We start from the raw sequence: 13,513 nt of genomic DNA, 5'->3' as shown, positions 1-13,513 counted from the left end.
TTATTTATAAGATATAAAGTGTCAAAAAAATAAGACCAAGGTTTGATAAGCTCTTAAGAATTGAAATATGAGATGGATCATATGTTTCATACTTTTTCACATTGTGAAAAAAATATCAGACTGCATATTATTGAAGTCGGAAATAAAGATCTAAAGCATGCAGTTATTTTTTTTCTTTTAGATATAGATAGGTTTTTTTCTTTAATTAATAGTTTGTCTTTGGATCATTTTCGTATTGTCTTAATTTATCGCTGCGAAATATTAAGTCAGGATTTTATCGGCCAAGATCTGCTAGATGGATTTAAATGTTTAACAGATCGTTTAATTGTAGAAAATACACATTTTATATTTGAACCAGACTTGAATGATTCCTATAAATATGCCTTATATGACAGTGATTTATTTGATTCTATAACGATTTGTAAGAAGTTCGATGAGCTGTGTATGCAGGCATTTTTTGCATCCTGTCCACATAAGAATGAGGCAACTGTAGACTTTATTGAGAAAGTGAATATTCAAATTAGCAATATTTTATCGGAAGGAGAGCCATATCTTATTAAAGTAGCAAAAAAAATGAGGTTAACACCGCGGGTGTTGTCTAAAAGAATAAGAAGTGAAGGCGAAGAATTTAAATTATTAGTCAAACAAAAAAGGCATGAGAAAGCCTTGTTTTTATTAAAAAATGAAGATGTGAGTATGTCTGATATCGCATATACATTGGGTTATACGGAGCACAGTGCTTTTACACGCGCATTTAGAGGCTGGACTGGATGTTCACCTTGCCAGTTTAGAAAGTATTTAAAGTAATTCGATCTGAGGTCTAAAGTTTTGGATATTAGGGACTTAAAAACTTTTATATATGTAGCTGATCATCAGTCTATCACCATCGCTTCTGAAAAATTAGGTGTGAATCAATCGACCGTGACCAAACGTATTTTTAATATGGAAGCGGTTGTTAAAGGCGTTTTATTTAACCGCAGTACGCGACCATTACAATTAACCAAATTAGGGAAAAAAGTTTATTTCAAAAGTTGTTTTATTTTAAAGCAGTTAGAGTCACTGAGAAACGTTCAGAGTGAGGCCCATGAGGGGGTTAAAAGAAACATTAAGATAGGCATTGCTCAGGCATTGATTGACGATCTATTGGATGCTGTGACGAATGAATCAAAAAAAATTAACCCGCATTATGAGGTTGATATTTATAGCGGATGGGGGTGCAGCCTGATTCAACAGGTCAATGAGGGGGAAATTGACTTAGCCGCTTTGATGATTCCATCAAATCTGACTTTTAGCAGCAATATTTCCTTTTTGGAAGTTGGGACGCTACCTTTTGTGGTGGTTGCTAGAAAGAGTGAGGCTTATAAATATCGCAGTCTAGAGAAGTGTAGTAAGAGAGGCTGGATACTTCATCCTGAAAGCTGCTGCTTTAGAGAAAGCTTAGCCAAGCTGTTATATGAAAGAAAGTTAGGCTTTTATATTAATAAAGAGATTTTTGGATTAGAACTCCAATTACAAAGTATCTTAAAAGGTGAGGGCTTAGGGGTTTATCCAAAATCGTTTTTAGATAAATTTATGTTAGAGCATGAAGGATTGGCCGTCATTGAGTTAAATGATTTTCCTGTCCATTTACATGTGGGAGTAGTCAAATCGCAACAGATGAGTATTGAAGAGACCAACGCATTTATCGAGATCGTGAAAAATCATTATTTTTAGTCGCTCGGAATTGTATTTCGAATAAAAATTTTCGAATGGCTTTCATTTTTGATGAATGAAAGTGCTAAAAGCCCTAATTTGATTAGGGCTTTTTTATCTTGATTTTAATCACAGCTTATTGCGCTTGATATTCATTGATGACTTCTAGTGCTGCTCGGAAAGCCTCCTGTGTTGCAGGTGCGCCACAATATGGCAAGCTATGCAATAACACTTCTTGGATTTCCTCAACTGTTGCACCATTGTTCAATGCACCACGAATATGCCCTTTCAGTTCGGTTGGACTTTTTAGTGCTGTCAAAAAGGCAATGGTCACAAGAGAGCGGTATTTACGCGGTAACACACCCTCACGCTGCCATGTTGAGCCCCAAGCATGTTCATTGATCCAGTCTTGTAATGGTTGGGTAAAAGGTACGGTATTGTCCTGCGCGCGTTTGACAAAGGATTCGCCCATCACTTCAGTACGAACTTTTAATCCATTTTCATAATCTTGTTGTGACATATTTTTACTCTTATAGCAGTAAGAAAAGGTGGGATGAGTTAGTAAGAAATAGTCTCAATGGTAACTAAATTGTAATGAGAGTAAAAGCAGCGTGATAGATTTTAAGGTTTAAGCGCTGGAAGGGGAAAGGCTGAGCTAGATATGTAGGCGTGAATGAAAAGCTAAGTATATTGTTTAATGTTTTATTTATGCCCTATTGCATTTTTTTACTGGGGGTTGTGAAGATTTTATTAAATATTTCGTAAAGTGATTTTTATTTAAAAATAATAAGGGTTTTAGTTGTGGGTGGATTATTTTTTAGATTATTTCAATGCTGTTTAAAGATAGGCTTAATCTTAATTTAAAACATATGCACTTTTTTCTGATGCTGAATTTTAACTAAGAAGTTACTTATTTCTTGTTTTTCTGTGCTTGTTATTTATTTTTAATAGATGGTGTGTGTTCTTAATTCAAGGTGGAGTTTGAGTTAAATTGATATTGGTGCTATTTTTTGATTTTTTAAATGAGTCAGTTTGATTCATTTTTATTATCAGAGAATGTTTAGGTATCAATAAATAATGAAAATTTATGAAATGATATTTCAGAAAGGTTTGGACGAAGCGACACGTTTTTTTTGTGAAAGTAATACTGTAATTTCACGGCGTTATTTTATGAAATTAATACGTGAAGAGGTTGATAGAGAGTTAAAAGACTTTAAGAAAAATTGTGTTGAGAGTTATTCACGAGACATGCTTATTTTGTTTGAAGAAGTTTATAAGGAAAGTCACTTTCATCTGGATATGATGGAAGATTTTTTCATAAAAAGTGGTAAAGCAAATTTTTGTGAAAGTGTTTATTTAAATGTAGAAGAAAGACAGTTGTTCAGGATTGAAGACATAGCTGAGTAATTTTTAATATGTGGGTTTTATTTTTTGTTTTTATGCATGTGTTTAATAATATTTACATCTTTGAATCAATGGATAAATATAAAATTTTTGTGAAATTTTATGAGAAGTTGGAAATGTGAGAAATGTGGTCAATATATTCCTTTTAATATTGATACTATAGAATTTAATGATGTTGTTGTTTTTAATATTCATAACCAGTCCAGGCGGTTTAGAGGCCATTTGACAATTCATGCACGTGTTTTGTCAAAGTCTAATCATTTTTTGTTTGTGGTGAGTGGGATTGATTTTTATTGTATTGATATTAAATATGTTTACCCAAGAGATGCTCCTGTAGCATTTATTTATAATATGTTTGGTGAGTGTATTTGTTAGTTTTTGCTTTTAATCAGAAATGTTTGGTTTTTAACTCTTGTGTGTATTAAACATATTTTAAATATTTAAAATCTATTAAAAATAATATGTTAGTCTGTTTTTTCTCGTTTTTTTTGTTTCTGATGTTTTTTTATTCTTATATTTAATTATTCTCTAAAAAATTTTCCAATAAAAGTAAGGTTTTGAATTTTTTTATGAATATATGCTGACCACCTTTCTTATTTTTAGTATTTCAAGAGTTTAGATCTTCTGATGAGTAAAATATCGTTTCCAAAAAATCAGCTTCTATTTATATTTAGATCAACTACCCAATTCTTTTTTTGTTTTTGTATTGCTTCAGTTGTATCTACAGTAAGGGCAGAAACAATTCCAACCAAATCAGAAAAAGGTTTTAAGAAAAAGGTCTCTCAATTCTTTATGCCTGTACCTGATCAAAGCTATAGGTCCGTAGATTTACAAAAGTTAAGTCATCTTCAGTCAGGTGGAAGCCAATTTCAAAGGTTTGGGAGTGAAACTACTTTCTTAGCTCCATCCACATTAATGGCTAAAAATACCATTAATTTAGTAGATGCTATCCATTATTCGATTCAACAAAATCCTGATATTTCTCAATCAATTGCTAGTTTATCCTCACAAAATGCTGGTATCGACGTTGCGAAAGCTGGTTATTATCCTCAACTCTCTGGGGGCGTTAGTACTGGCGATTTAACAACTGGAGAGCGAGGCAGGCAATTATTGAGCTTAAATGCTACCCAGATGCTTTATGATTTTGGCAAGATAAAGTCTGGGGTTTCTGTAGCTCAAGCTAAAGTTCAAGTCGAACAAGCTAATGTGTTGGTGAGTATTGATGAAAATGCACAAGATGTGGCGCAAACAATTATCAATATTCAACGCTATCTTCAATTAAATAAGATTGCTGAACAGCAGATAGCTGGTATTCAACGTATTCAAGAAATTGCAAATCTTCGGGCAAAAGCCGGAATTAGTAGCCAAGCGGATCCTATTCAAGCGCAATCTTATTTAGAGTCAGCTCAGTCAGGTTTAATTGCTCAACAATCTTTATTACGTCAATATCAGCAACATTTAGCTACGCTTTTAGGCATAGATGTTTTTAATAAGGTCTGGCTCATCCCCGCAGATTTAGTCAAGCAGTCAGATTTATATGGTGAGCCACAGTTTAATATTATTCCAAAAATGATTGCTGCTCAGGCCAATGTGGAGGTTGCAAAAGCCCAAAAAGACCAGACTCGTTTAAGTCGTTATCCAACCTTAGCTGTTAAAGGGTCATTAAATCAGGCCTTGAATGGTCGCAATCCGAATAATAATAAAGATGATGGGTTTTATAGTTCAATCATGCTAGAAGCGACAAGCCAGTTTTATCAAGGAGGAGCAATTTCCTCTCAGGTCAAAATGGCAAGTTATGCAGAAGAAGCAGCAAGATCTCAAGTCAACTCTGTTTACCGAGAAGTTCTTGATCAGATTAGAGCCAGTCGCGAGCAAATTGAAAACAGGCAGCGCCAAATGCTGGTCTTAGCCAATCGACAAGCTACCACAGTTCGTACCCGAGAACTTTATCAGGAACAGTATAAGCTCGGCACACGTTCCTTGGTCGATTTACTCAATGCCGAACAGGCAATTCATAGCGCAAATACAGAACTCGAAACAGCACGATATGACATCTATAACAGCATTGTTCAATACATTGCTGCGACAGGTCGTTCCAGACAGGCCTATGGCTTAAATAATATTTCAATTCAGGGGTTTGAAGTTCAACCATGACGACAAAGATAAACTATCAACCTTGGCTACAAGCAATTCTTACGGTTGCCAAATATTATCGGATTGAACCATCTGAAGAAAGAATTCGCTTGCAGCTAGATTGGACTCAGGATCAAAAGCTGGACAATATTTTGCAGCTGATCTCGCGTCAGGTTGGTCTCAACTTACGCCGATCCACGTTTTCGCCAGAGCTTTTAAACCCTTGGCGTTTACCTGTTATTGTTGAATTTAAAGATGGGCATGTCGGAGTCATTGATAAAGCAGATACAGAAGGTAATCTCAGTATTCAACTGAGTGGCGATCAAGGTTTATCTCAAACCTTCCATGTGAATGTATTAAAAAATACAATCAAAAACGTCTATATTTTGCGGCCAGAAACATCAATTCCAGACGCGCGTGTTGATGAATACATTAAACCTTATGAGCCAAGTTGGTTCTGGTCGATTGCGTTGCGTGATTGGAAACGCTATATCGATATTATGTTTGCCTCTTTAATTGCCAACGTTTTGGCATTGGCAACAATTGTGTTTTCCATGCAAGTTTATGATCGGGTTGTACCTTCGCAATCCATTCCTACACTATGGGTATTGGCTGGTGGCGTATTAATCGCAGCAGTTTTTGAATTTATATTACGTGTATCAAGAATTTATTTATCCGATATTATTGGTAAAAGAGCTGATTTGCGCATCTCAGACCGAGTTTTTGGTCATGCCCTACGAATAAAGAATAAAGATCGTTCAAAATCTACGGGAAGTTTTATTTCTCAAATTCGTGAACTCGAAGGGGTTCGAGAATTGGTCACATCAACCACAATAGGCGCAATTGCTGATTTTCCTTTCTTCTTTTTGTTCTTGATTATCTTTGCGCTGATTGGTGGAAAACTATTTTGGGTGATGTTACTGGTTATTCCACTGATGATTTTGCCAGCTATTTTGGTACAGAAAAAATTAGCTCAATTGGCGCAAGAGGGGATGCGTGAGTCTTCGATTCGGAATGCAATTTTGGTTGAGGCTGTACAAGGCTTTGAAGATATCAAATTATTAAGAGCTGAGTCTCGGTTTCAGAATCAATGGAATCATATGAATGAGATTTCTGCTGATATCGGTATGAAACAACGCAAAATTGTTGGCATTTTGATGGCTTGGACACAAAAAATTCAAGGCCTGACTTATGCGATGGTGGTTTTAGTAGGTTGTTTTGCTGTCATGGATGGTGAAATGACGACGGGTGCTCTGGTTGCATGTTCAATTTTGTCATCGCGTATGCTAGCACCAATTTCGCAGATTACTGGCATTTTGGGGCGCCTACAGCAAGCTAAAGTGGCCAAACAAAGCTTAGATGAATTGATGAAACGCCCTGTAGATCAGGCTGATCGTGCCCATTTAGTACACAAGACTGTTTTGAATGGAGATTATGAATTAAAAAATATTCTGTTTCAGTATTCACAAGATGACCCAAAACCAAGTCTGGCAATCCGACATTTAAAAATTCGTGCTGGTGAAAGAATTGCAATATTAGGTCGTAATGGTGCGGGTAAATCAACTTTGCTGCAATTATTAGCAGGTATGCAGGAACCAACTCAAGGGGCAGTTCATCTTGATGAACTAGATTTATCTTTAATAGATCCATCTGATGTGCGTCGTGATATGGGTTTATTGAATCAGAATGCCCATCTATTCTACGGAACTATTCGTGAAAATCTGACTTTAGGTGCTCCTTTAGCTACAGATCAAGACATATTACGCGCATTGACGGTCACAGGCGCTTTACCTTTTGTTCAAGAAAAAAAAGAAGGCTTAGATCATTTGATTCTGGAAGGTGGTGTTGGTTTTTCTGGTGGCCAGAAACAAGCATTTTTATTAGCCCGCTTGTTAATCCGTCAACCTAATATTCTCTTATTAGACGAACCTACTGCATCGCTTGATGATGTTGCAGAAAAGCAACTCATCAATCATCTCAAAGAATGGCTTTCATATCGAACCTTGATCGTTGCAACACATCGACGTGCAGTATTGGAACTGGTAGATCGTATCATTGTTGTGAGTGATGGTCAGATTGTAATGGATGGTCCAAGGGATCAGGTATTAAGTCAGTCCACAGCCCCACAGAAGAAAGTTACACAAGGAGATAATTGATGAGTGACCAACAACAAGGATCAAACCGCTCAATAAAAGTCTCCTACACTGAGCCCCCTTTACCTCGTGCAAGTCTAGTGATTTGGGTGGTGGGCATTGGTTTATTAATTCTTTTAGTTTGGGCTTGGATTTTTAATCTTGAGGAAGTTTCTACAGGAACAGGTAAGGTCATTCCCTCTTCAAAAGAACAGGTTATCCAATCTTTAGAAGGAGGGATTTTGACTAAGTTAAATGTACAAGAAGGTGATATCGTCCAAAAAGGCGAGATTTTGGCGCAGTTGGATCCTACTCGCTTCGCATCAAACGTCGGTGAGTCTCAATCGTTGTTAATTGCGGCTCAGGCAACGGCAGCTCGTTTACGTGCAGAAGTTAATGGAACTCCTTTGAATTTTCCTGAAATTGTTGCCAAAGATCAAAAACTTGTAGATGAAGAAACAGCGTTATATTTATCGCGTAAAGAGGATCAGGAACAGACTTTGGCTGGTTATAAAGAAGCCTTACAACTGGTCCAGCAAGAGTTAACGATGACTGAACCATTGGTTGCTAAAGGCGCTGCCAGTGAGGTTGAAGTTTTACGTTTAAGACGTTCAGCAAATGATTTGCAAAATAAAATGAATGATGCTCGGAATCAGTATTATGTTAAAGCCCGAGAAGAATTATCCAAAGCAAATACAGATATTCAAACCCAACAACAAGTCGTTATGGGGCGCAATGACAGTTTAGAACGAGCAGTTTTTAGAGCGCCTGTGCGTGGTGTTGTGAAAGAAATTGCTGTAACAACACATGGTGGTGTAATCCCGCAGAATGGCAAATTAATGACGATTGTACCCATTGACGAAAAACTTTTGATTGAAGCCCGTATTTTGCCTCGAGATATTGCTTTCATCCGCCCTGGGCAAGAGGCCCTAGTCAAAATTACAGCATATGATTATTCAATTTATGGTGGTTTAACTGGGAAAGTGACCGTGATATCCCCTGATACAATAAGAGATGAAGTGAAACAAGATCAGTTCTATTATCGCGTATATATTCGAACAGACTCAGATAAGCTTTATAACAAGGATAAAAAAGCCTTTGCTATTACTCCAGGGATGGTTGCGACCGTAGATATTAGAACTGGTGAGAAAACAATTCTTAATTATCTTCTTAAACCATTTAATAAGGCAAAAGAAGCATTGCGAGAGAGGTAGTTAAAACTAGAAGGTGTGGATTGTAAATAAAGATAATTCACACCGTTAATATTTTTGTTTTAAAGATGTGGTTTTTATTTTTTATAGTTTAAAACATAAAAACAATTAAATAATACTATCAATAATAAGCTTAATTAAGCTACTGAAAAACAATGATTATTTTTTATTCAATCATGTTGGTTAATAATTACACTACTTGCTTACTAATTTTTTGTGATGTAATTCATGTTTATAATTTATTTCCGTGTTGAGGTTGGCTTTTATTTTATCTAATTTATCCCCTAATTTGGGCTCTTTTTATTTTCTTAAATTTAAGAGCTTTAAATTGGATTTGTTTAATAAATAATCCTAATAAGGGGCAGAAAATATGTCGGAAATAAGGGTTGTTTCTAAGGAAAGTCATGAGACTTTAGAAACCACAACAAAAGATACTGTTTCGCTTTCGGAAGCATCAGTCGTTTTAGTCAAAGTGAATAAAGATGATGTTGCCGAAATCAAACAAGATGGTAACAACGCAATTATTACTTTAAAAAATGGTGAACAGATTGTAATAGTTAACTTCTTTAATGGAGGGAATTATTCAACTGATAACAGCCTAGTTTTTGAAGATAACAATCATAAATTAATTTGGGTGCAATTTACTGATAGTAATGGAGCTTTATTAGAAAATATTACTTATAGCTATATCGATGATATAGAGCCTTTACTTTATCACGATGGTATAGCATCCCCATGGGCATGGTTATCAGTACCATTAGCTGGTGCCGGCATTTTATGGTGGGCGCATAATGGCGATGATAAAGATAGATCTTCTCCTAGTGAGCCAAAAGACACGACTCCACCAGCGGCGCCAACGGGTGTAGTGGTTAGTAAAGATGGCACAACTGTTACAGGTAAGGGTGAGCCTGGAACCAAAGTTATCATTAAAGATGAAAATGGTAATGTGATTGGTGAAGGTACAGTTAAGCCGGATGGTACATTTGAAGTCGAACTGGACAAGCCGTTAACCAATGGAGAAGAAATTACCGTAGGTCTTGAAGACCAAGCGGGTAATAAATCTCCTGAAGTTACAGTTAATGCCCCAGATACGACAGCACCAGCAGCACCAACAGATGTAGCCGTTAGCGAAGATGGCACAACTGTTACAGGTAAGGGTGAGCCTGGAACCAAAGTTATCATTAAAGATGAAAATGGTAATGTGATTGGTGAAGGTACAGTTAAAGCCGGATGGTACATTTGAAGTCGAACTGGACAAGCCGTTAACCAATGGAGAAGAAATTACCGTAGGTCTTGAAGACCAAGCGGGTAATAAATCTCCTGAAGTTACAGTTAATGCCCCAGATACGACAGCACCAGCAGCACCAACAGATGTAGCCGTTAGCGAAGATGGCACAACTGTTACAGGTAAGGGTGAGCCTGGAACCAAAGTTATCATTAAAGATGAAAATGGTAATGTGATTGGTGAAGGTACAGTTAAGCCGGATGGTACATTTGAAGTCGAACTGGACAAGCCGTTAACCAATGGAGAAGAAATTACCGTAGGTCTTGAAGACCAAGCGGGTAATAAATCTCCTGAAGTTGCAGTTAATGCCCCAGATACGACAGCACCAGCAGCACCAACAGATGTAGCCGTTAGCGAAGATGGCACAACTGTTACAGGTAAGGGTGAGCCTGGAACCAAAGTTATCATTAAAGATGAAAAAAATGAAGGTACAGTTAAGCCGGATGGTACATTTGATTGGATGAAGGTGAAAAAATCAAAGTAGGCCTTGAAGACCAAGCGGGTAATAAATCTTGAAGTTACGTAATCGCTCCAGATGATGGCGACAGCGACTCAGACTCTGACAGCGACTCAGATTCTGACTCTGACAGCGATTCTGACTCGACACTCTGATTCTGACAGCGACTCTGACAGACTCTGACAGCGACTCAGATTCTGACTCTGACAGCGATTCTGACTCTGACAGCGATTCTGACTCTGACAGCGATTCTGACTCTGACAGCGATTCTGACTCTGACAGCGATTCTGACTCTGACTCAGACTCTGACAGCGATTCTGACTCTGACAGCGATTCTGACTCTGACAGCGACTCAGACTCTGACAGCGATTCTGACTCTGACTCAGCGATTCTGACTCTGACAGCGATTCTGACTCTGACAGCGATTCTGACTCTGACAGCGATTCTGACTCTGACTGAGCGATTCTGACTCTGACAGCGATTCTGACTCTGACAGCGATTCTGACTCTGACAGCGATTCTGACTCTGACAGCGATTCTGACTTGACAGCGATTCTGACTCTGACAGCGATTCTGACTCTGACAGCGATTCTGACTCTGACGGCGAGCGATTCTGATTCTGATTCTGACTCTGACAGTGATTCTGACTCTGACAGCGATTCTGACTCTGACAGCGACTCTGACTCAGACTGACTCTGACAGCGATTCTGATTCTGACAGCGACTTGTTCTGACTCTGACAGCGATTCTGACTCTGACAGCGATTCTGACTCTGACAGATTCGATTCTCAGACTCTGACAGCGATTCTGACTCTGACAGCGATTCTGACTCTGACAGCGATTCTGACTCTGACAGCGACTCTGACAGCGATTCTGACTCTGACAGCGATTCGATTCTGACTCTGACAGCGATTCTGACTCTGACAGACTCGATTCTCTCTGACAGCGATTCTGACTCTGACAGCGATTCTGACTCTGACAGTGATTCTGATTCTGACTCTGATTCTGACTCAGACTCTGACAGCGATTCTGACTCTGACAGCGAGACTCTGACTGATTCTGACTCTGACAGCGATTCTGACTCTGACAGCGACTCTGACTCTGACAGCGACTCTCAGATTCTGACAGCGATTCTGACTCTGACAGCGATTCTGACTCTGACAGCGACTCTGACTCTGACAGCGATTCTGATTCTGACAGCGACAGCGATTCTGACTCTGACAGCGATTCTGACTCTGACAGCGACTCAGACTCTGACAGCGACAGCGATTCTGATTCTGACGACTCGATTCTGACTCTGACAGCGATTCTGACTCTGACAGCGATTCTGACAGTGACTCTGACTCTGACAGCGATTCTGACTCTGACAGCGACTCAGACTCTGACAGCGATTCTGACTCTGACAGCGATTCTGACTCTGACAGCGATTCTGACTCTGACAGCGATTCTGACTCTGACAGCGATTCTGACTCTGACAGCGATTCTGACTCTGACAGCGATTCTGACTCTGACAGTGATTCTGACTCTGACAGCGATTCTGACTCTGACAGCGATTCTGACTCTGACAGCGACTCAGACTCTGATGACTCTGACAGCGATTCTGACTCTGACAGCGACTCTGACTCAGATTCTGACTCTGACAGCGATTCTGACTCTGACAGCGATTCTGACTCTGACAGCGATTCTGACTCTGACAGCGATTCTGACTCTGACAGCGATTCTGACTCTGACAGCGATTCTGACTCTCAGCGACTCAGACTCTGACAGCGATTCTGACTCTGACAGCGATTCTGATCTGACTCTGACAGCGATTCTCTGACAGACTCTGACAGCGATTCTGACTCTGACAGCGATTCAGACTCTGACTCTGACAGCGACTCAGACTCTGACAGCGACAGCGACTCTGACAGCGATTCTGACAGCGATTCTGACACGATTCTGACTCTGACAGCGATTCTGACTCTTCTGACTCAGACTCTGACAGCGATTCTGACTCTGACAGCGATTCAGACTCTGACAGCGATTCTGACTCTGACAGCGACTCAGATTGACTCTCTGATTCTGACTCTGACAGATTCGATTCTGACTCTGACAGCGATCTGACAGCGACTCGATTCTGACTCTGACAGCGATTCTGACTCTGACAGACTCTGACGATTCTGACTCTGACAGCGATTCTGACTCTGACAGCGATCTCTGACTCTGACAGCGATTCTGACTCTGACAGCGATTCTGACTCTGACAGCGATTCTCAGCGACTCTGACAGCGATTCTGACTCTGACAGCGATTCTGACTCTGACTCAGCGATTCTGACTCTGACAGATTCTGACTCGACAGCGATTCTGACTCTGACAGCGATTCTGACTCTGACAGCGATTCTGACTCTGACAGCGATTCTGACTCTGACAGCGATTCTGACTCTGACAGCGATTCTGACTCTGACAGCGACTCAGATTCTGACTCTGACAGCGATTCGACTCTCTGACTCTGACTCTGACAGCGATTCAGCGACTCTCTGACAGACTCGACAGCGATTCTGACTCTGACAGCGACTCTCAGACTCTGACAGCGATTCTGACTCTGACAGCGATTCTGACTCTGACAGCGATTCTGACTCTGACAGACTCGACTCTCAGCGATTCTGACTCTGACAGCGACTCAGACTCTCTGACAGCGATTCTGACTCTGACAGCGATTCTGACTGACAGCGATTCTGACTCTGACAGCGATTCTGACTCTGACAGCGACTCAGACTCTGACAGCGACTCGATTCTGATTCTGACTGACAGCAGATTCTGACATTCTGACTCTGACAGCGACTCAGACTCTGACAGTGATTCTGACTCTGACAGCGATTCTGACTCTGACAGCGACTCTGATTCTCTGACAGTGATTCAGACTCTGATTCTGACTCTGACAGCGATTCAGACTCTGACAGCGACTGACATTCTGACTCTGACAGCGACAGCGATTCTGACTCTGACAGCGACTCAGACTCTGACAGCGATTCTGACTCTGACAGCGATTCTGACTCTGACAGCGACTCAGACGACTCAGACTCTGACAGCGACAGCGCGATTCTGACTCTGACAGCGACTCAGACTCTGACAGCGATTCTGACTCTGACAGCGATTCTGATTCTGACAGCGACTCAGATTCTGACAGCGACTCTGACTCTGACAGCGATTCTGACTCTGACA

General features: G+C 39.8%; 11 protein-coding genes and 1 pseudogene. 11 read left to right on the top strand and 1 reads right to left on the bottom strand.

The features are described from left to right. Positions 1-81 precede the first annotated feature (81 nt). Together NDN13_RS11390 and NDN13_RS11385 are read left to right on the top strand one after the other, a co-directional pair. Complete coding sequence (locus NDN13_RS11390) at positions 82-807, top strand: helix-turn-helix domain-containing protein (protein ID WP_251118225.1); 726 nt, start codon at positions 82-84, stop codon at positions 805-807. Between the two features lie 21 nt (positions 808-828). After that, positions 829-1,713, top strand: a complete 885-nt coding sequence (locus NDN13_RS11385; RefSeq protein ID WP_251115538.1) for a LysR family transcriptional regulator — start codon at positions 829-831, stop codon at positions 1,711-1,713. 115 nt (positions 1,714-1,828) lie between these two features. Here NDN13_RS11385 and NDN13_RS11380 read toward each other — a convergent pair whose 3' ends face one another. Further along, complete coding sequence (locus tag NDN13_RS11380; RefSeq protein WP_004804368.1) at positions 1,829-2,212, bottom strand: carboxymuconolactone decarboxylase family protein; 384 nt, start codon at positions 2,210-2,212, stop codon at positions 1,829-1,831. A gap of 557 nt (positions 2,213-2,769) precedes the next feature. Between NDN13_RS11380 and NDN13_RS11375 the strand changes: the two genes are divergently transcribed. The 9 genes and pseudogenes from NDN13_RS11375 (at position 2,770) to NDN13_RS19890 (ending at position 13,397) form a co-directional block, all read left to right on the top strand. After that, entirely contained in the window at positions 2,770-3,099 is a 330-nt protein-coding gene (locus tag NDN13_RS11375) for a hypothetical protein (RefSeq protein WP_251115537.1), read from the top strand. 663 nt (positions 3,100-3,762) lie between these two features. Then, entirely contained in the window at positions 3,763-5,250 is a 1,488-nt protein-coding gene (locus tag NDN13_RS11370; protein WP_502799565.1) for a TolC family protein, read from the top strand. Then, positions 5,247-7,385, top strand: coding sequence for a type I secretion system permease/ATPase (locus NDN13_RS11365; RefSeq protein WP_251115535.1), 2,139 nt, complete (start codon positions 5,247-5,249; stop codon positions 7,383-7,385). The genes NDN13_RS11370 and NDN13_RS11365 overlap by 4 nt, the downstream gene beginning before the upstream one ends. Further along, on the top strand, positions 7,385-8,575 hold the full coding sequence (locus NDN13_RS11360; RefSeq protein ID WP_251115534.1) for a beta-barrel domain-containing protein: 1,191 nt from the start codon (positions 7,385-7,387) through the stop codon (positions 8,573-8,575). The genes NDN13_RS11365 and NDN13_RS11360 overlap by 1 nt, the downstream gene beginning before the upstream one ends. Before the next feature lie 367 nt (positions 8,576-8,942). After that, positions 8,943-9,386: pseudogene (locus NDN13_RS11355) on the top strand (BapA/Bap/LapF family prefix-like domain-containing protein); the annotation flags it as partial. Positions 9,387-9,437: 51 nt separating this feature from the next. After that, entirely contained in the window at positions 9,438-9,815 is a 378-nt protein-coding gene (locus NDN13_RS11350) for an Ig-like domain-containing protein (RefSeq protein ID WP_251118224.1), read from the top strand. Further along, positions 9,781-10,341, top strand: a complete 561-nt coding sequence (locus NDN13_RS11345; RefSeq protein ID WP_251115533.1) for an Ig-like domain-containing protein — start codon at positions 9,781-9,783, stop codon at positions 10,339-10,341. Before NDN13_RS11350 ends, NDN13_RS11345 begins: the two co-directional genes overlap by 35 nt. 1,304 nt (positions 10,342-11,645) lie before the next feature. Continuing rightward, positions 11,646-12,131: a hypothetical protein gene (locus NDN13_RS19895; RefSeq protein WP_502799537.1), complete on the top strand. Its 486-nt coding sequence runs from the start codon at positions 11,646-11,648 to the stop codon at positions 12,129-12,131. Between the two features lie 1,071 nt (positions 12,132-13,202). Further along, complete coding sequence (locus tag NDN13_RS19890) at positions 13,203-13,397, top strand: hypothetical protein (protein ID WP_502799536.1); 195 nt, start codon at positions 13,203-13,205, stop codon at positions 13,395-13,397. Positions 13,398-13,513: the final 116 nt, after the last annotated feature.

This window comes from Acinetobacter sp. C32I (assembly GCF_023702715.1).
Lineage (GTDB): Bacteria > Pseudomonadota > Gammaproteobacteria > Pseudomonadales > Moraxellaceae > Acinetobacter.
This window is presented reverse-complemented; position numbering and strand designations above follow the sequence as displayed.

Bases quoted from the DNA above. Each gene is read 5' to 3' on its own strand.
- NDN13_RS11390 (WP_251118225.1), top strand. From the start codon at position 82: ATGTTTCATACTTTTTCACATTGTGAAAAAAATATCAGACTGCATATT.
- NDN13_RS11380 (WP_004804368.1), bottom strand. From the start codon at position 2,212: ATGTCACAACAAGATTATGAAAATGGATTAAAAGTTCGTACTGAAGTG.
- NDN13_RS11375 (WP_251115537.1), top strand. From the start codon at position 2,770: ATGAAAATTTATGAAATGATATTTCAGAAAGGTTTGGACGAAGCGACA.
- NDN13_RS11365 (WP_251115535.1), top strand. From the start codon at position 5,247: ATGACGACAAAGATAAACTATCAACCTTGGCTACAAGCAATTCTTACG.
- NDN13_RS11360 (WP_251115534.1), top strand. From the start codon at position 7,385: ATGAGTGACCAACAACAAGGATCAAACCGCTCAATAAAAGTCTCCTAC.